The sequence below is a fragment of the Methylobacterium iners genome (assembly GCF_022179305.1).
Taxonomy (GTDB): Bacteria; Pseudomonadota; Alphaproteobacteria; order Rhizobiales; family Beijerinckiaceae; genus Methylobacterium; species Methylobacterium iners.
The window spans coordinates 15,902-33,556 of sequence record NZ_BPQP01000067.1; the positions used below are offsets into that span (position 1 = coordinate 15,902).

15 protein-coding genes are annotated in these 17,655 nt (G+C 69.4%); 10 read left to right on the forward strand and 5 right to left on the reverse strand.

Annotated features, from left to right (window positions below; genetic code table 11):
• Nucleotides 1-84: 84 nt before the first annotated feature.
• The gene (locus tag MFF55_RS19795; protein WP_238245828.1) at nt 85-1,662 is read left to right on the forward strand and encodes a PepSY-associated TM helix domain-containing protein; all 1,578 of its coding nucleotides are present in this window, start codon (nt 85-87) and stop codon (nt 1,660-1,662) included.
• 3 nt (nt 1,663-1,665) lie between these two features.
• On the opposite strand, the gene MFF55_RS19800 is transcribed toward MFF55_RS19795, so the two are convergent.
• A complete protein-coding gene (locus tag MFF55_RS19800) occupies nt 1,666-2,010 on the reverse strand; it encodes a DUF3325 domain-containing protein (RefSeq protein ID WP_238245829.1) in 345 nt (114 codons plus the stop codon).
• Nucleotides 2,011-2,135: 125 nt separating this feature from the next.
• Nucleotides 2,136-2,450 (reverse strand): iron transporter, encoded by a 315-nt coding sequence (locus tag MFF55_RS19805; RefSeq protein ID WP_238245830.1) that lies wholly within the window; start codon nt 2,448-2,450, stop codon nt 2,136-2,138.
• A gap of 415 nt (nt 2,451-2,865) precedes the next feature.
• Here MFF55_RS19805 and MFF55_RS19810 point away from each other — a divergent pair, with 415 nt between their 5' ends.
• The 3 genes from MFF55_RS19810 (at nt 2,866) to MFF55_RS19820 (ending at nt 5,465) form a co-directional block, all read left to right on the forward strand.
• Nucleotides 2,866-4,404 carry a chromosome partitioning protein ParA gene (locus tag MFF55_RS19810; RefSeq protein WP_238245831.1) on the forward strand — a complete coding sequence of 513 codons (1,539 nt, stop codon included), beginning with the start codon at nt 2,866-2,868 and terminating at the stop codon, nt 4,402-4,404.
• Nucleotides 4,405-4,552: 148 nt separating this feature from the next.
• Complete coding sequence (locus MFF55_RS19815; protein WP_238245832.1) at nt 4,553-4,975, forward strand: hypothetical protein; 423 nt, start codon at nt 4,553-4,555, stop codon at nt 4,973-4,975.
• A 34-nt stretch (nt 4,976-5,009) separates the two neighbouring features.
• Complete coding sequence (locus tag MFF55_RS19820) at nt 5,010-5,465, forward strand: hypothetical protein (protein WP_238245833.1); 456 nt, start codon at nt 5,010-5,012, stop codon at nt 5,463-5,465.
• Between the two features lie 76 nt (nt 5,466-5,541).
• On the opposite strand, the gene MFF55_RS19825 is transcribed toward MFF55_RS19820, so the two are convergent.
• Nucleotides 5,542-6,120, reverse strand: a complete 579-nt coding sequence (locus tag MFF55_RS19825; RefSeq protein ID WP_238245834.1) for a hypothetical protein — start codon at nt 6,118-6,120, stop codon at nt 5,542-5,544.
• Nucleotides 6,121-6,777: 657 nt separating this feature from the next.
• On the opposite strand from MFF55_RS19825, the gene MFF55_RS19830 reads away from it, so the two are divergent.
• The 6 genes from MFF55_RS19830 to MFF55_RS19855 all read left to right on the forward strand — a co-directional run bounded on the left by MFF55_RS19830 (nt 6,778) and on the right by MFF55_RS19855 (nt 14,345).
• On the forward strand, nt 6,778-8,760 hold the full coding sequence (locus tag MFF55_RS19830; RefSeq protein ID WP_238245835.1) for an autotransporter assembly complex protein TamA: 1,983 nt from the start codon (nt 6,778-6,780) through the stop codon (nt 8,758-8,760).
• Nucleotides 8,760-13,097: a translocation/assembly module TamB domain-containing protein gene (locus tag MFF55_RS19835; RefSeq protein WP_238245836.1), complete on the forward strand. Its 4,338-nt coding sequence runs from the start codon at nt 8,760-8,762 to the stop codon at nt 13,095-13,097. The genes MFF55_RS19830 and MFF55_RS19835 overlap by 1 nt, the downstream gene beginning before the upstream one ends.
• Before the next feature lie 75 nt (nt 13,098-13,172).
• On the forward strand, nt 13,173-13,544 hold the full coding sequence (locus MFF55_RS19840; protein ID WP_238245837.1) for an SPW repeat domain-containing protein: 372 nt from the start codon (nt 13,173-13,175) through the stop codon (nt 13,542-13,544).
• A 109-nt stretch (nt 13,545-13,653) separates the two neighbouring features.
• Nucleotides 13,654-13,830, forward strand: a complete 177-nt coding sequence (locus tag MFF55_RS19845; protein ID WP_238245838.1) for a hypothetical protein — start codon at nt 13,654-13,656, stop codon at nt 13,828-13,830.
• A gap of 111 nt (nt 13,831-13,941) precedes the next feature.
• On the forward strand, nt 13,942-14,127 hold the full coding sequence (locus MFF55_RS19850) for a hypothetical protein (protein WP_238245839.1): 186 nt from the start codon (nt 13,942-13,944) through the stop codon (nt 14,125-14,127).
• The gene (locus MFF55_RS19855; protein ID WP_238245840.1) at nt 14,127-14,345 is read left to right on the forward strand and encodes a hypothetical protein; all 219 of its coding nucleotides are present in this window, start codon (nt 14,127-14,129) and stop codon (nt 14,343-14,345) included. Before MFF55_RS19850 ends, MFF55_RS19855 begins: the two co-directional genes overlap by 1 nt.
• A 55-nt stretch (nt 14,346-14,400) precedes the next feature.
• Here MFF55_RS19855 and MFF55_RS26875 read toward each other — a convergent pair whose 3' ends face one another.
• Nucleotides 14,401-16,470, reverse strand: a complete 2,070-nt coding sequence (locus MFF55_RS26875; protein ID WP_306421465.1) for a methyl-accepting chemotaxis protein — start codon at nt 16,468-16,470, stop codon at nt 14,401-14,403.
• A gap of 231 nt (nt 16,471-16,701) precedes the next feature.
• Nucleotides 16,702-17,514, reverse strand: coding sequence for a GAF domain-containing protein (locus MFF55_RS19870; RefSeq protein WP_238245841.1), 813 nt, complete (start codon nt 17,512-17,514; stop codon nt 16,702-16,704).
• Nucleotides 17,515-17,655: the final 141 nt, after the last annotated feature.

Genomic DNA, 17,655 nt, shown 5'->3' on the forward strand with positions numbered 1-17,655 from the left:
GGCATCGCGGGAAAGCGGTATCGCGCGATCCGGCATGAGCGTCACGGTCGGTGCCCCCCGGCCGGCGATGGGGAGGCTCGCGCGATGAAGGGGAGCTTCCGCCAGTCCATGGCGTGGCTGCACACCTGGTCCGGCCTCATCGTCGGCTGGGTGCTGTTTGCCATCTTCGTCACCGGCACCGCGAGCTACTACCGCGCCGACATCTCCCGCTGGATGCGCCCGGAACTGGCGCAGGTCGAGGCGGTGCAGGGGCCGGAGCTCGCGGCCGCCGCCGAGCGGGCGGTGGCCTATCTCAAGGTGCATGCGCCGAAGGCGCGGAACTGGCTCATCGGGCTGCCCAGGCCCGACCATCCGGTGATCGACCTGTTCTGGCGCAACCGTCCCGGCGAGCCGCCGGGCCACGTGCTGCTCGATCCGCGCACCGGCACCGAGGCCACTGTCCGGGACACGGAAGGGGGCGACTTCCTCTACCTGTTCCACTTCGAGCTGCACATGCCCTCGTTCTGGGGGCGCTGGATCGTCGGAATCTGCACCATGATCATGCTGGTGGCGCTGCTCTCCGGCATCGTCACCCACAAGCGGATCTTTTCCGACTTCTTCACCTTCCGCCGGGACAAGGCGCCCCGGCGCAGCTTCCTCGACGCGCACAACGTCACCGGCGTCCTGGCGCTGCCGTTCCACCTCATGATCACCTATACGGGGTTCGTGACGCTGGCGACGTTCTACATGCCGGCGGGCGTGACGGCGGCCTACAAGGGCGATGCCCGCGCCTTCTTCGCCGAGGCCGGCTGGACCACGACGCCGCGCCCGCCGAGCGGGAAGCCCGCCGCCCTGACTCCGGTCGGGCCGCTCGTCGAGCGTGCGCTCGCGACCGTGCCGGAGCGGCTGGAGCGGCTGACGATCACGAACCAGGGCGACGCCAAGGCAACGGTCGTCGCGATGTTCGAGGAACCGCACAGCATCTCCCACGAGCAGCCCCAGATCGCCTTCGACGGGGTGAGCGGCGAGATCCTCGAGGTGCGCAACGGCGGGCTCCAGCCCGCGGCCAAGACCCTGACGGTCATGACCGGCCTGCACGAGGCACACTTCGCCGGCACGAGCCTGCGCCTGCTGTTCTTCCTGTGCGGCGTGATGGGCTGCGCCATGATCGCGACCGGGACCGTGCTGTGGTCCCTCGCGCGCCTGCCGAAAGCCGACGAGCAGGGCTTCTTCGGCCTGCGGCTCGTCCAGGCGCTAAACGTCGGCAGCATCGCGGGCCTACCGGCGGCGGTCGCCGTCTATTTCCTCGCCAACCGGCTCCTGCCGGTCGATCTCGCCGGGCGGGCGGAGTGGGAGATCCGCGCCTTCTTCGGCGCCTGGATCGTCGTGGCCCTGGTGCCGCTCGCCCGCCCGCAGCGCCGGGCCTGGTGCGAGGGCCTCGCCGCGGTCTCGGTCCTGTGCCTCGCGGTCATCGCCGCCGACATCCTCACGATTCCGGAGCATCCTTTCCGTCGATCCGGCGGCGATCCGCTCTTCGCGTGGTTCGATGCCGCGATGCTGATGCTTGCCGCCCTGTTCGCCCTCGCGGCCCGCAAGGTGGTCCGCTACGAGGCACCCGAACGGTGGAGGAGGCCGAAGCCGGAACTCCCGATCGAGAACCGCGCAACGCTCTCGCAGCGCTAGGTGTCAGGTCAGCAAGAGCAAGAACGTTGCAGCCGATCCGGCAAGGAGTGACGCAACGCTTGCGGGATAAACGATGCTCGGACGGTAGGACAGCAGCAGGACGAGAACGACTCCCGCTCCGGTGAGCGCTCCGAGCCATTGGACGGGCGCGAAGGCCCACCCTTCCGCATGTCCGGCAAGAAGCAGGGAAAGGCCGAGCCCCAGCCATCCTGCCGTGCGCAGGAGAACGACGCGCCGCTTTCCTGGCCTGGATTGGAAGACCTCCCTGTGATGCCGGTCCAGGCTCAGGCAGAGGGCGGAAAGCGCCGCGAAGCCAAGCCCGAAACTAAGTGCGAGAGCCGATGGCATCAGGCGCGCTCCTGCCGCGTGGGGTGACGGTCACGGACACCGCCGGCACGAACCCGGCTGACGGAGACCGACCCGGCATGAGGCCGGATCATCATGGGGCGAAAACGGCCGTTCACGATCGGTTCCTACGGGGACGCGGATGCAGCCACCAGCCACAACCCCGCGCCGAGTACGAGCGCCACGCTCAGGACCGCGGCGGTGGCCTGCAGGAGAGAGCGCATCGCGAAGACGAGAACGACCACGCCCGCCATGACGGCGAAGCTGAGAAGCGTCGCCGTCGTCACGGCCTCCGACCGCGTGAGCGGCAGTGCCACGGAGAGGAACGCGGTCACCAGGGCAGCAATCCCGTATCCGCCCGATACGGCAAGGGCGACACGCCCGGCGACCTTCGCCCCATCGACGACGAGGCGAGTGCGGTCGGAACCGGCCGTCACGGCCACGGCGCTCTCCAGCGACGATGCATTCTGAGGCGAGCCCTTGATCTCTTCTGACTGTGGTCGGAGTCGAGCGCGGCCGTTGTGCGCCCTGTGAACGAGGTGCGCAAGCGCCCCGAACACGGCCCAACCGCCGCAGCCGCGAGGGGCCCGAAGCCCGCCGCTCCTTCGCGGAAGGGAGTTATGCCTGCTGAAGGTGCCGGCCCTCTTGATCGGGGGTGCGACGTTGGAAACGGGATGGTCTCGAATGAAGATCTCTCGCGCCCCGATTACGCTCTCTGCCCTACGAAGATTTGGCGCGGGACTGGCGCCGTGGCTGCCGCCCTCGCTGATTGATTGTCCGATTCAGATTCGCGATAACACGGTGACGGGCAAGTCCCGCGAGGCCGATTTTCAAAGCTTGGTCGATTGGATAGACACGATGGCGTGGGCTTTGTTTAAGAATGTCGCCGCGGGTCCGTCGCGGACGGCGGCGCCCTCAAATCCGCCTCCGCAAGAAGAGGCGCAATCGGTCGAGCGCAAAGACTTCTCGCTGTCCGGCACGCTTGCCGGGCGCCGGGCACCGGCGCCGCCCAAGCCGCAGCGGTCCTCGCTCGATGCCATCGGGCAGCGCAACGAAGTGGTGCGTCAGCGCATCAGCGAGATGGTCGACCGTCTCGAAGATCTGAAGACGCTCCAGGACGACTTCTCCTCCATTCTCGATCCGATCACGACGATTGCGGAGGAGCTGTCCCGCTCCAGCATGCGCAATGCCGAACTCGATACGCTGCTTGCGCAGGAGCAGCAGAGTGCGGCGGCGGTGCGCCGGGAAGTCTCGGATCTGGGCAGCCGCGTCGCTTCCCTGGCGAACGAACTCGCCGACGCCCAGGCCTGGGGCAGCCGGATCGAGGGCGAGTTGCACGATCGCGAGGCCACGATCGAGGAGCTGCGCATCAGCCTGCGCGACAAGAGCCTCGCGGCCGAGAACTTCGAGCGGCAATTGTTCGCCGAGACCGAGAAGGCCAAGGCCGTCCTCGGCGAGAGCAAGGCGCTGCGGCAAGAAACCCAGGCCATGGACCAGGCGCTCTCGCGGAGCGAGCACGAGCTCACGGAGGCGCGCGAGCGGATCAACCTGCTCGACGCCGAGAACCGCCGGCTTCAGCTCCTCACCGAGGAGCAGAGCGTCAGGCTGATCGATCTGAGCTCGCGCTTCTCCGAGCTCGAAGCCACCGCCGACGCCGAGCGCCAGGCCTTGCGCACCGTCGAGGCGAAGCTGTCCTCAGAGACCGCGCTGCGGGAGAAGAGCGAGGCGCAATACGAGGCCGAGGTCGGCGAGCACCGCACGGAGCGGGCGAGCCTGGCGATGAAGCTTGAGGCGGTCACCAACCGGGCGGCTGCGACGGAGCAGCTGCTCAATCAGCTGCGCCATCAGCTTCGGGAGAAGGACGAGGCGGCTCGGCTCGCCGAGCGCAACTTCAAGGAAGCGAGCATCGAGCGCGTGACCGCGGAGCGGCGGCTCGAGGGCATGCAAGCCGACGTGGCTCGCCAGACCGAGCGCTACCTCGACCTTCAGCGGCAGCGCTCCGAGCTCGACAGCCGCTGCGACATGCTGACGAAGGCGCTCGCCGCCAAGGATGCCGCGATCGAGCAGGCCACGACGCGCAGCAACGCGCTCGGAGACCGCATCGAGCAGATCACCCGCCGATACGAATCGGAGCGCGCCGAGCTCGAAGCGGTCAATCGCCGGCTCACCGAGGAACTGCAGAACGAGCGCTCCGAGCGCGTGATGGCGCTGGGAGCGCTCGACATCGCCCGCGAGAGCCGCCTGACCCTGCAGAAGCAGCACGAGGCGCTCAAGCGCTCCGCGCGCGGCTGGCGGAATGCCGGCAACGCCGACGGCGAGGCCGATGCTGAGGCCGCCGCCCAGGCAGAGCAGAGCAGCAATGTCAGGTCCTTTGCGTCGCCGGGAAAATCGAACTGAGCCTTCCGGCACTCCGCCGACCGGCGGTTAGCATTCTCTGAGGCATGCAATGTCAGACCAAGGACTCAAGGAAAGCGTTTCCGGCTCGGCTGCGAGTTGGATCGTCCGCGGTCGTACCGGGGCTGCGCTCCAGGCTTCCGAGAAAGTCGTGAGCTTCATCCCGCCGGCAGGAGAATCGCCGCGCGCGACTGAGGAGGTGCGGAGCAGCCCGAAGAGCCCCCGCGACTGGTCGACGGCGATCGACCTGATCCAGGAGGCCAGCGAGGCCATCCGCATCAGCGAGGAGCGGGCCACCGAACTCGAGGGGCACCTGAGGCAGATCACGGCCGAGGCGTCGGAGGAGATGCGCCGGCTCGAAGCGCATATCGCGGCCGGCGAGCAGCGGCTTCTCAAGGCCGAGGAGCGGATCCGCAGGGCCGAGGCGCGCGCGGAAGAGGCGGAGGCGTGGCTCGTCCGGCTGCACGATGCGGTGATCGGGGCGTTCCGGCGGCCTCCGGCGGTGATTACCGTCGATCGGGCCAGCGACGCCGCCGACGAGGAAGAGACGACGACCCAGCAGACGTCGGACTGATCTCGAAGCCGCCATGCTCCAAACGCAATCGAGCTTGGTCAAGCTGCTGATCCGCCCGGACGCCGCGGGCGATGCGGGACCTGTGCTCGTCATCGATGCGCCCAGTCTCCGCGGGAACCCGGAGGAGACGCTGGCCCTCGTGCATCACGCGGCGCAAACCATCGAAGCGTTGCAGGTCCACACGCATGTGGTCGCCGATCGCGCCCGCACCCTTCTGCATCACACGAGGGAGGAGCGCTCGCAGATCAAGGCCGAGCTGTGCGCGGCGCGGGAAGAGGCCGCGCTGTGGCGTCAGCGGGCCCTCCGCGCCGAGGCGGACCTCGAGGCCGTCGAGGAGATGCTGCAGGCGGAATTCCTCAAGAGGCAGGAGGCGGAGTCGCGGGAGTTTCAGGCCTTCGCGGCGTTGAGCGCCTGCGATGCCGAACGCAGGGACCTGGAAACGACCCTGGAGCGGATCATCGAGAACCTGGAGGGGATCGCGGACGCGTGAGCGTCCACGAGGGTACCGAAGCGGGTCCGATCATCCTCAACGCCGACGTGAGCCGGCACCCGATCCCGCGGATCGATCAGGCCGCAGAGGCAGCATCCGGTTTCGCGCTGCATTCACCGCTGATCGTCTCGTAGACGCGGCTGAGCCACGTCTCGGCGAGGCGGGCACGTTCCTCGGCGGCGGCTGCGCGCTCCTCGGCGGCCTTGACCATGGCCTCGGCGCGCTTCTGCACATCCATGGCGTAGGCCTGCGCCGACGCGGCGCGCTCCTCCAGGGCCTTGATACGCGTCTCCGCCTGGGTCTCGACGTCCTGCGCATAGGCTTCGGCCGCGGCCACGCGCTCCCGGGCGGCGCGAATGTCGTCGCGCACGCGGTCCAGCAGTTCGGAGACGCGCTTGTCCTGCTCCTCGGCCTGCGACTTGATCTCCCGGCACTCCTCGAACTTCGTCTGCATGAGATCGATGAGGTGGGACCAATCCTGCTGCAGCGGGTGCTCGCTCTCCGGAATGCCGGCCAGCGACAGAGGCACCGGCATGGCCGGATGAAGGCCGTCGAAGGCCTCGTCCAGGCGATACCTGTTGTCCCTGCCCCCTGAGGGTTGGTCGAAGTCGGGGATCACAGGCCTTGGGAACTTCAGCGCCGATGCCACGCTCATCTCTCCGGCGCCGGGGCTTCGTTCGAACCGGTCAATCACGAAGCAGTGAGCGCTGGTTAATAATCGCCGTCGAGCGGACCGAATCGTCAAGTATGTTTGTAAAGTCGGAGCTCCGGCGCCGCGGGATAACCCAGCGTGTGCTATGAGCGACACGATTTCTGCGGGTGTCAGCCCTGCCCGCAGATAACCACAGCCCTCGGCCAGCCCCGGCATCATCCTGGGGCTGCTACGCCCAACCGGCCCGCTGCAGCCCTCCTCGAAGCACCATCCTTGCGAGATCTTGGCCGCGTCGTCCTCGACTCCGCGTCGAGCCGCAGGAGGCGAGGCCGCGGGTTTTGCTCCGACCGGAGGGATGCTGCTACGCTGCCCTAGATCGCACGGATTTTCGGACTTCAACCGCACGATCGGGGGAACGCTTGCACCAAGTCCGGCCAAGTTCATGATTTCATGTAATATTTTCGCTCCTGCCCCGATCCGGCTGCCTCACGCCGGCCGGGCCATGCGCGATTGCGTGTCCCACCTGCATCGCGAAACGTTTTCGGCTTGGTGCGCCCGCACGGCCAAGGATCGGTCGTCCGATGTTCCCTCGACGGGCCGTTTGCACGCCGACGCGACCCTCGACCGTCTCGACCCTCTTGATCGCGGCGGGCGGGAGGGATGAGGCTGCATCGGGTAGGAAGGGCGCGGCGCGGCCTCGCGCGGGCCGGTCTGCTGCTGGTTGCGAGCTGCGGGGCCGTTCATCCGCAATCGGCCGCAGCCTTCGATCCGTTCGGGCTCTTCGGGGCGGAGGAGGAACCGCTGGCACCGCGCGCGGATGCCCTGCCCTACGGCGTCAAGCTCTCCGGCGCCGACGACGAGGACCTGCTCACGGCCCTGCAGGACACCTCCACCCTCCACCGTCTGCGCAAGGAGGTTCCTTCGGACGGCGACGGCCTCGTGCGCCGGGCCGAGGCCGACCTGAGGCGGCTGCCCGAGGCGATGTCGGGCTTCGGCTACTATGCCGGCCGCGTCTCGATCCGCGTCGACGGGGTTCCGATCGCCGGCGAGGCCTCCATCGCCGCGGCCGCGCGGGCCGCCGAGGCGTCCCGCAACCGCGGCCTCGTCCCCGTGAAGATCGCCCTCGATCCGGGCCCGCTCTACACTTTGCGCGCGATCAAGGTGCGCGACGCCAAAGGTCGGCCCTTCACCGACGAGGTTCTGCCGGCCTCCCTCACGCGCGTCGACGACGAGGTCCCGGCCCGCTCGGCCACCGTGCTCGCGCGGGAGGCCCGCATCGTCGACCGGTTCCGGGCGCTCGGACACCCGCGGGCCCGGATCGTCTCGCGCGATCCCGTGGTGGACGACACGGCCCATGTCATGGACGTCACCTTCACCGTCGATCCCGGCCCGCTCGCCGCGCTGGGCGAGGTGAGCTTGAGCGGCACGGAAGGGATCGATCCCGCCGTGGTGCGGTCCTTCATCTACGCCGAGCCGGGCGACCCCTACGCGCCGAGGGCGCTCTCCGACATCCGCCGCTCGGTCGCCAAGGTGGGGGGGCTCGGCTCCGTCCGGGTGCGCGAGGGCAAGGACCTCGACGCCGCCGGAAACCTGCCGATCTTCGTCGAGGTGACGGAGCGCGAGCGCAACCTGATCGGCGTCTCGGCACGCTACTCCACCGTCGACGGCCCCGGCATCCGCGCCTACTACGCCAACCGCAACCTGTTCGGCGGCGGCGAGACCCTCCGGATCGATGCCGACATCTACTACCTCGGCAACGATCTCTACGCGACGCAACGCAAGCTCGCGGGCATCGACTCGAACGGCCTCGGCGGGCGTCTCTCGGCGACCTTCGTGAAGCCGGCGCTCTGGGGCACGCGGAACGACCTCGTCGCCAACGTCTTCGCGGGCCGAGAGGCGCAGCAGAGCTACGTCACCGACGCGGCCGGCGGCTTGGTCGGCATCCGGCACCGCTTCTCCGACACCTTCTTCGCGCAAGCGGGCATCGAGGGGCAGGCAGGCCGCTCGCAGGACGCGCTGGGCAAGGTCGATTACCGGCTCGTCGGCGTGCCGGTCTCCGTCTCCTACGATTCGACCGACAACCTGCTCGATCCGACGGAGGGCGTGCGCCTCACCGCCTCCGCCACGCCCTATGCCGGGTTCCTGGGCTCCGATCCTTCCATCTTCGTGGCGAAGGCGCAGGGCTCGACCTACTACGCGCTGGACGACGAGGCGCGCACCATCCTGGCGGGTCGCCTCGGCTTCGGCTCGATCGCCGGCGCCGGCATCGAGGACATTCCCGCCAATATCCGCTTCTTCGCCGGCGGGGGCGGCTCGGTGCGCGGCTTCCCCTACCGGACGCTGGGACCGCGCGGCCCGTTCAACCTGCCGATCGGTGGACGCAGCCTGCTCGAAGCCTCCGTGGAGGCTCGGATCAAGCTGACCGACACGATCGGGGTGGTGCCCTTCTTCGATGCCGGCACCGCCTTCGCCGGCAGCCTGCCCGACTTCAACGAGCGCATCCGCTACGCCGCCGGCATCGGCCTGCGCTACTACACCGCCATCGGCCCGATCCGCGTCGACCTCGCCTTCCCGCTCGACCGCATCAAGGGCAATCGCGAGCGACCGGTCGCCCTCTACATCAGCCTGGGACAAGCGTTCTGATGGCATCCCGACAGAGCCGATCCCTCGCGGGGCGCGGCCGCGCGCTCGCCGCCGCGCTCTGCGCGCTCCTGGCGCTCACCCTCATCGGGGGCGGCACCCTGACCCGGGCCGCCGACGAGGGCGAGAAGAGCGTCCTCGGCAATCTCCTCTCCAAGGCGCTCTCGACGCCGAGTTCCCGCGTCGCCATCGGGGCGATCGACGGCGCGCTTTCCTCCGACGCCACGATCCGCGACGTCGCGATCAGCGACCGCGCCGGCGTCTGGCTCAGGCTCGACCGAGCGCGCATCGTCTGGCGGCGCCTCGCGCTGCTGTCGCGTCACCTGGAGATCGACAGCCTCGAACTCGGCCGCGTCGAGGTGCTGCGCCGCCCTGTGCCAGGAGCGACCACGGACGGCCCGGAGCCCGACGGCACCCTCCTGCCGGAGCTTCCCGTCAAGATCGAGATCAAGGGCTTCCGCCTCGCCGAGCTCGTCCTCCGCGAAGCCATCGCAGGCCAGGCCGCGCGGCTCGACGCACAAGGCAAGGTCAAGCTCGGCGCCCCCGCCGAAGGCCTCGACCTCGATGTCGCCGTGCGCCGCCTCGATGCGGCTGGCCGGTTCACGGCGCGCCTGCTCTTCGTGCCGAAGGGGGAGCGACTGGAGGTCAAGGCGACGCTGACGGAGCCCGAGGGCGGGCTCCTGTCGAAGGGGCTGAACGTACCCGGCAGCCCGCCGATCAACCTCGACCTCGACGGGCGCGGCACGCTCGACGCCTGGAACGCGCGCCTCGACTTCGATGCGGGCGAGAGCATTGGGGCCAAGGGCGGCGCCAAGATCGCGCGGGTCGGCGCGGAGCGGCGTCTCAGCCTCGATCTCGCCTCCCGGATCGAGGGCCTTCTCCCCGGCCCGGCCGCGGCGATCTTCTCAGGCACGACCCAGCTCGACGGGGCCCTGCGGCTCGGCGATATCGGCAGCCTCGGGCTCGACCGGCTGGAACTCACCTCCCGGACGACGCGGCTCGACATTCGCGGGAGCCTCACGGCCGATCGCGTCGCGGATTTCAACCTGGCGGCCCGTGCTATCCCCAACGAGGGCGGCGTGACCCGGGCCGCCGAGGCCGAGCTCCAGAGCCTCGTTCTCGACGGCAGCCTGAAGGGACCGCTCTCCGGCCTTCGGCTGAACGGCGCCCTCAAGGCCGCGGGCCTGCGCAGCCGCGAGAGCAGCCTCGACCGGATCGAGGCGCGGCTCAGCGCCGAGCCGGACAAGACCGGCCGCTTCACTCTCGCCACCGATGCGCAGGTCGAAGGGCTCGCCCTCGGCGACCCGGCCCTGCAGCGCGCGATCGGCTCCCGCGCCGCCTTGGCGCTGCGGGCGACCCTGGAATCCGACAACACGCTCACGGTCTCGAAGCTCAGCCTCCAGGGACCCAATCTCGAAGCGGCGTATGCGGGCCGCCTCGGCCAGAACACGCTGACGGGCCAGGTCGAGGCGCGCCTGCCCGACCTCGACGCCTACTCGAGCCTGGCCGGGCGCCGTCTCGCCGGCAGTGTCATACTGGGCGCGGCCGTGAGCGGCGATCCGGCCCGCCGAGCGGTCACGGCGGATGTGGACGCCCGGGCCCAGGGGCTGTCCCCCGGCGACCCGATCCTCGACCGCCTGCTGGGCCGGACGCCGCATTTCACCGGACGTCTGTCCCAGGTCTATGACGGCTACGCCTTCGAGAATGTGCGCCTCGACGGCGCCGCGTTGACGGCCCGCCTCGGCGGACGCGCGACGACGCGGCTCGCCGATGCCCGGCTCGACGTCGCGGTCAAGGACCTCGCCGCCGTCGATCCGAGGCTCACCGGGCGCGCCACCCTGGACGGGCGCGTCACCGGCACCCTGGCGCGGCCCGACCTCGCCGCGACCCTGAGCGCTGCCGAGGCCACGGCCCTCGGGCGGCCGATTCGCGACCTGCGGGTCGAGGCTCTCGTCCGCGACCTCACCGGCGCGCTCGACGGGACGCTGCGCCTCGCCGGCACGGTCGGCGGCAAGATTCTGGACGGGGACCTCCACCTCGCCCGGGCGTCGGACTCTTGGAATCTCGACCGGCTCGCCCTGCGCCTCGGCAGCGTCACCGCGGGCGGCCGCCTCACATTCGATCCGGGGGCGCCCTCCGCCGAAGGCCTGCTCACCGTCTCGGCCGGCGATCTCGACGATCTCTCGGCACTCGCCCTGACCCCGCTGGCCGGGAGCCTCGATGCCGGGATCACGCTGACCCGCGGCGGCGGCCGGCAGGATCTGGGCCTCCGCGCCAGGGGCGCCTCGCTGCGGGCCGGCGAGATCGGCCTCGCCCGGCTCGACATCGACCTCAAAGGTGGGGATCTGCTCGGGCGTCCGACCATCGATGGACGCCTCGACGCCGACCGTCTGGTCGCTGCCGGCCAGAGCCTCGACACCGTGCGGCTGGCCGCCCTGGGCAGCACGGCTGCCAGCGAGGTGACCCTGAGGGCCAAGGCCCGCGGCTTCGACCTTGACGGCGCGGCGCGCCTGGTGCCGGCCGATCGCACCCGCATCGAGCTGTCCCGCTTCTCCGCCCAGCGCGGGTCCGACAGGCTGGCCCTCGCCGGCCCCGCCACGATCACCCTCCTTGACGGCTCGGCCCTGATCGAAGGTCTGAGCGTCGCCGCCGGGTCAGGGCGCGTCGAGCTTTCGGGCCGTGCCGGCCGCGACCTCGATCTGAGGCTCGCCATCCGGTCACTGCCGCTGTCGCTCGCCCGCATCGCGAGCCCGAGCCTCGCGCTCGGCGGCACACTGGACGGCGAGGCCGAGCTGCGGGGCGAGGCGGCAGGGCCGCAGGGGCGCTATGCGATGATCCTGAAGGGCCTCGTGACGCCGGAGACCCGGAAGGCCGGCCTGCCGCCGGTCGAGGGGCGGTTGAGCGGGAGCCTCGGCGAGGGCCGGGCCACCCTGGAGGGCCGCGCCTCGGCGGGACGAGGGGTCGAGGTCACGCTCGGCGGCTCGCTGCCGATCGAGCCCGGCGGCGACCTCGCGCTGAAGGCCCGCGGCACGCTCGAGGCGGCACTCGCCAACAGCCTGCTCAGCGCGGGCGGACAGCGGATCGCCGGCCGGGTCACCTTCGATGCCGGCGTCACCGGCACCCTCGCGGCGCCGCGCGCCGAGGGCGGGGCGACGCTCTTGGGCGGCAGCTTCACCGATCCGCTCCAGGGAATCCGGCTGACCGGGATCGAGGGCCGGGCGACGGGGCGCGGCGACACGATCGTCCTGGAACGCCTCACCGCCTCGACTCGAAACGGCGGGACGCTCCGCGCATCGGGCAAGGTCGCGGTCGCGCCCGACGCGGGCTTCCCCGGCACGCTGACCCTTGCCGGCGAGCGAGCGGAGCTCGTGTCGAGCCCTCTCATGACGGCGGTCGCGAGCCTCGATCTGGCGCTCAGCGGCCCGCTCGCCCGGACCCCTAGGGTGACGGGCCGGGTCGATCTCGTATCGGTCGACGTCTCCGTGCCCGACCGCCTCCCCGCCACGGTCCAGCCCCTCCCGGGCATCCGCCGGGTCAACACGCCGCCGGAGATCAGGGCGCGCCTCGCCACGGAATCCCGACAGAAGGCGCAGGTCGCCGCCGCGGGTCGGCGCGGGCGTGCCGCCGCGCCCTTCGATGCGACGCTCGACGTCGCGGTCAATGCACCGAACCGCATCTTCGTGCGCGGACGCGGCATCGACGCCGAGCTCGGCGGAGCATTGCGGCTCACGGGCTCCTCCCGGGACCCGAAGGCGGTCGGCGATTTCGAGATGCGCCGCGGGCGCCTCAGCATCATCGGCCAGCGCCTCGACTTCACCCGCGGCCGCCTCGCCTTCGGCGGCGAGCTGACCGCACCGGAGCTCGACTTCGCGGCCGAGACCAAGGCCGCCGAGGTGACCGCCCGCGTCGCGGTGACGGGTCCCGCGAACCAGCCCGCCTTCGTGCTCTCCTCGGATCCGAGCCTGCCGCAGGACGAGGTTCTGTCGCGGCTGCTGTTCAAGAAGGCGGCGGGCAAGCTCTCGCCCTTCCAGGCACTCCAACTCGCGCAGGGCGTCGCCCAGCTCTCGGGGGGCGCCGGCGGCGTCGATGCGTTCGAGGAAGCCCGCAAGGGGCTGGGCCTCGACAGCCTCGACGTCTCGACGGGCGCCAGCGGCGGGCCTGCGGTCGGCGCCTCCCGCTACCTGAGCGACCGCCTCAGCGTCGGGGTGAGGGCCGGCGCCAAGCCCGCCGATACGGCCGCGACCATCGACTACGACGTCACCCGCCGAGTGAAGATCCAGGGCGAGGCCGGCAGCGATGGGCGCACCGCCGTCGGCGTCGGGGCCGAGTGGGAGTATTGAGGCGGCTTCCTTCTCACTGGAACATCGATCCGGGCGCGCGGTTGGCGGGACGAGCGGCGCGAACGGGCGATAAAGATGCAGATCATACCAACCCGGGTCCACGGAATCCTGGATTACGGGGTGAGCCTTCTCCTCATCGCGGCTCCCTACGGGCTCGGCTTCGCCGACGGGACGGCCGCCCAGTTCGTGCCGCAGGCGCTGGGCGTGCTGACCATCCTGGCGAGCCTGGTGACCGATTACGAGCTCTCGCTCACCAAGATCATCCCGATGCCGGTGCATCTCGCTCTCGATGTCGGAAGCGCGGTGTTCCTGGCGGCCTCGCCCTGGCTGCTCGGCTTCGCGGACCGGATCGCCTGGCCGCATGTCACGTTCGGGCTGATCGAGATCGTGGTCGCAATGCTGACGCGGCGGACACCGGACGCGCGCAGCCTGACGGCAAGTCTGTAAGTCGGTGCCTGTGGCTACATTGGGCGGGGCCCGGGGCGGGGCCTGAGAGACGAGGTGCGGTGATCGGCAACCCCCGCAGAACACCACCGCGGGAGTGACGGAGGAGACGATGGACGACGAGAAGCGCGACGCGCCTGCCAAGCCGGACTCGACGGACCCGAATTCACGTCCACGCGAGGAATCGATCGCTCAGAGCGAGGCGGGACTTCCCGACGATAGCGGCAAGCCGGTCGACATCGACGAAGGCGAGGCGAAGGCCATCGAGGGAAAGATCCGCTCGCTCTGAGGCGCCGAGATCCCCTAGCCGCGCGGCCGGATCGAGGCCGGCGCAGGCCTCCAGATCCCCGGGAACACCGACGGGAAGGCGCGGTTGGGTTTGCAGAGAGAAGGAGATCCCATGACCACGAAGCCGCCTCCTGTTCCGCCCGCCAACCGCTCCGACAAGGGCCCGGGCAGCGCGACCGACGCCCCGGTCTCGACCGGGCCGAAGGGCTCGTCCCAGACCAAGGACCCCGACAAGGTCGGCCAAGCCGGGAACTCGAAAGTGAACACCACCCACCAGGGCTATCAGCAGGATCGGTGATGAGCACATCCAAGAAGACGCCCGCGGCCGACCGCCATCAGGGCGGGCCGGGAAGCAGCCATCAGGATGCTTCCAAGCCGCACCAGGACTCCCACAACGGCCCGAACCCCGGATCGCCGACCAACGACTCGAAATCCCACGTCTCGGGCGGTGGCGGCGAGCGCGACAGCCACCACACGCACAGCGCGGAGGGAAAGGCGTCCGGCCGCTCACATTGAGGGCGATCGCCTGAACGACCGGTCCGGTGCCTGCGGGCACCGGACCGGCTCCGCCTCACGCCGCTTGGGCTGCGGACGCGGAGGTCCCGAGGGCCTTGGCGAGGATCTCGATCCGCGCCTGGCTCTCGCCGACGAGGCCGGCGATATCGGACGAGGAGGCCGCGGAACGGCCGGCCAAGTCCCGCACTTCCGAGGCCACGACGGCGAAGCCCCGCCCGGCCTCGCCCGCGCGGGCCACCTCGATCGTCGCGTTGAGCGCCAGGAGATTGGTCTGCTTGGCGATGGTGTCGATCACGCGCGTGATGCCGTCGATCTTGCGCGAGGAGGCCATGACCTCGCTCAGCGCCGAATTCGTCTGCTCCATCGTGCGCTTGCGTAGGGTGATGTCCACCGCGCACATCAGGATCTTCTCGGGACGCCCCTCAAGGTCGGGCAGCATCGACAGGACTGCATCGAGCCAGACCCCGAAGCCGTCCTTCGATGGCCAGCATAGTTCGCGCCGGATCTGCTGGCCCGCGAGCAGGGCCTGACGGTCGGCCTGGCTGATCAGGCGCCCCGCATTGGAATGCGCGTCCTCCACCAGGATGCCCTGGTCGCGCAGGCAGGCATTGGCGCTGGTGAGCTGCCCCGCCACGCTCCACTCGCAGATCGCGTTGGAGGTTCCGATCGCATCGAGCTGGATGCCGCGTCGGACGGATGCCTGCTTGGTCTCCGTCACGTTGGCCTGGATCGAGATGAAGCGCTGCAGCACGCCGGCCTCGTCGAAGATCGGATTGATCGAGAGCGAGATCCAGTAGGGCGCCCCACCCTTCGTGTAGTTGAGGATCTCGTCGTAGAAGGGCTCGCGCCGTGCCAACCGCTCCCGGACGGCGCGGCGCGTCTCCTGGCTGGTCGCCGGGCCCTGGAGGAAGTCGCCGGGCTTGCGGCCCATGACCTCGGCCGCGCTGTAGCCGGTCAACCGGGTGAAGCCCGGATTGACGTACTCGATACGCCCGGCCGGATCGGTCATGACCACCGAATTGTCGGTCTCGTTGGCCACGAGGGAGAGCAGCTGAAACTGGTCGCGGCGAGCGATATCGGCCGTGATCTCGGAGGCGAACTTCACGATCTTGTACGGCTTGCCCCGCGGATCGAAGATCGGGTTGTAGGTGGCCTGCAGCCAGAGCGGGCGGCCACCCTTGGCCACGCGCTGGAACTCGCCTGCCTGGAACTCGCCGCGGCCGAGCCGGTCCCAGAAGTCGCAGTAAGCGGGCTGTTCCCGCTGCTCCGGGTCCATGAACACGCGGTGGTGCTGCCCGCGGATCTCGTCCAGATCGTAGCCGACGGCGGCGAGGAAGTTCGCGTTGGCGTCGAGGATCGTGCCGTCCAGGGTGAACTCGATCACGGCCTGCGACTTCGAGATCGCGTCGATCTTGCCGAGATGGTCGGCGCTCTGAAGCTTCTCACGCGTGATGTCGGTGGCGAACTTCACCACCTTGAACGGCCTGCCCGAGGGGTCGAGGATCGGGCTGTAGACGGCCTGCAGCCAGATCTCGCGCCCGTCCTTGCCGATGCGCCGGAACTCGGCCGCCTGGAACTTGCCCTGGGCCAAGCTCGCCCAGAACGCCCGGTAGGACGTGCTCTCCCGCTCCTCCGGATCGACGAACATGCGGTGATGCTGCCCGCGGATCTCGTCGAGGCCGTAGCACACCACGGAGAGGAAGTTGGCATTGGCGGTCAGGATGGTGCCGTCGAGGGTGAACTCGATCACGCCCTGCGATTTGTGGATGGCCTCGATCTGACCCAGGTGCTCCGCGCTGAGGAGCTTCCGAGCCGTGATGTCGCTGGCGAACTTGACGACCTTGGTCGGCTTGCCGGTGAGTCCCAGGATCGGATTGTAGGTCGCCTGCAGCCAGATCTCGCGCCCGCCCCGGGCGACGCGCTTGTACTCGCCCGAGCGAAACTCGCCGGCCGCGAGGGAGGCCCAGAACGTCTTGTACTCCGCGCTCTCACGCTCGGCCGGATCCATGAAGATGCGGTGATGCTGGCCGCGGACCTCCGCCAGGCTGTAGCCGACGGCGGCCAGAAAGTTTTGTTGGCGGTCAGGATCGTGCCGTCCACCGCGAATTCGATGACGGCCTGCGATCGGTCCAGGGCCACGAGCTTGGCAGACGTGTCGCCACGGAGGAACGTCATTGGGTTTGTCACCCTGAAATTACGATGGAGGTTGCGCGAGGGATCGCCGGGCACGGCCTTGCAGCGGCGCCCCGCCCCCGAGCAGGCCCGCCGTAAGAGCCAGATTGGCTCTCCTCGCGTTAACATCACATTAAAGTGAGTAGAATTTTATCGACCGTTATAACTCAAAGTTTCAAATAGATCAGGGCGCAAGCGCAGCACCTCCAGCACCTGAACTGTATCTTCCCGTAAATACGATGCCCTCTGCCTCACAGGTGGAGCGTAGTGATTGAGAAATTGCGAAACGGACAGACGCTTCGCCGTCGATAGCCTCGATCCGCTTGATCGTTGCGGGCGAAACACCAGCGGCGGATGCAAGCTGAGCGATCGACCATTTGAGCAGACCCCGTGCCGCGCGAAGCTGTGCTCCGGTAATCCGCTGCTCGACAAGGGACGAGCCAGCGTCGAGCGCCGGGGGCAGGGAGGCCGGGAGGCCGGTGCCGAGTGCCTTTTCGAGCTCCAGCAGCCAGATTTCCCCGACGACCTGGGTCGCGAGCGCCGCGAGGCGTTGCATGTCCGCGGGATGGAAGTCGCGCGGCCGCGTGTCGATCAGGCAGAGGGAACCGAGGCGAATTCCGGGCGCGACCGTCAGGGGCGCCCCCGCGTAGAATCGGATGTGGGGCGCCCCGGTGACCAGAGGGTTCGAGGAGAAGCGGCGGTCCGCGCGCGCATCGGGCACGACGAAGACCGAATCGTGCTCGATGGTGTAGTTGCAGAAGGCCTGATCGCGGGGCGTGCTCTCGGCGGTCAAGCCGCAACGCGACTTGAACCATTGCCGGTCCGCGTCGATCAGCGAGACGAGCGCGATCGGAACCTCGAAGAGCCTCTGCGCGATGCGCGTGATGCGATCGAGGGACGGTTCAGCCACGCCGTCGATCAGCTGCAGGCCACGAAGCACGGCGAGCCGGGCAGGCTCATGGGCGATGCCCGAGTAATGCGGGGTCTGGTCCTGCATCCCTCGAATTGCTTTTTGCTAAAATCGATCGAGGGGTATGAACGAGCGCAACGGCAAGACAAGAACTTCCTGCTTCTTAATCCCTTGATCACCCTCAATTGATCGGCCGGGCGCCTTCCGACATGGATCGTGGGTTGCGCC

Bases quoted from the DNA above. Each gene is read 5' to 3' on its own strand.
- MFF55_RS19795 (WP_238245828.1), top strand. From the start codon at position 85: ATGAAGGGGAGCTTCCGCCAGTCCATGGCGTGGCTGCACACCTGGTCC.
- MFF55_RS19800 (WP_238245829.1), bottom strand. From the start codon at position 2,010: ATGCCATCGGCTCTCGCACTTAGTTTCGGGCTTGGCTTCGCGGCGCTT.
- MFF55_RS19810 (WP_238245831.1), top strand. From the start codon at position 2,866: ATGGCGTGGGCTTTGTTTAAGAATGTCGCCGCGGGTCCGTCGCGGACG.
- MFF55_RS19825 (WP_238245834.1), bottom strand. From the start codon at position 6,120: ATGAGCGTGGCATCGGCGCTGAAGTTCCCAAGGCCTGTGATCCCCGAC.
- MFF55_RS19830 (WP_238245835.1), top strand. From the start codon at position 6,778: ATGAGGCTGCATCGGGTAGGAAGGGCGCGGCGCGGCCTCGCGCGGGCC.
- MFF55_RS19835 (WP_238245836.1), top strand. From the start codon at position 8,760: ATGGCATCCCGACAGAGCCGATCCCTCGCGGGGCGCGGCCGCGCGCTC.
- MFF55_RS19840 (WP_238245837.1), top strand. From the start codon at position 13,173: ATGCAGATCATACCAACCCGGGTCCACGGAATCCTGGATTACGGGGTG.
- MFF55_RS19845 (WP_238245838.1), top strand. From the start codon at position 13,654: ATGGACGACGAGAAGCGCGACGCGCCTGCCAAGCCGGACTCGACGGAC.
- MFF55_RS19850 (WP_238245839.1), top strand. From the start codon at position 13,942: ATGACCACGAAGCCGCCTCCTGTTCCGCCCGCCAACCGCTCCGACAAG.
- MFF55_RS19855 (WP_238245840.1), top strand. From the start codon at position 14,127: ATGAGCACATCCAAGAAGACGCCCGCGGCCGACCGCCATCAGGGCGGG.
- MFF55_RS19870 (WP_238245841.1), bottom strand. From the start codon at position 17,514: ATGCAGGACCAGACCCCGCATTACTCGGGCATCGCCCATGAGCCTGCC.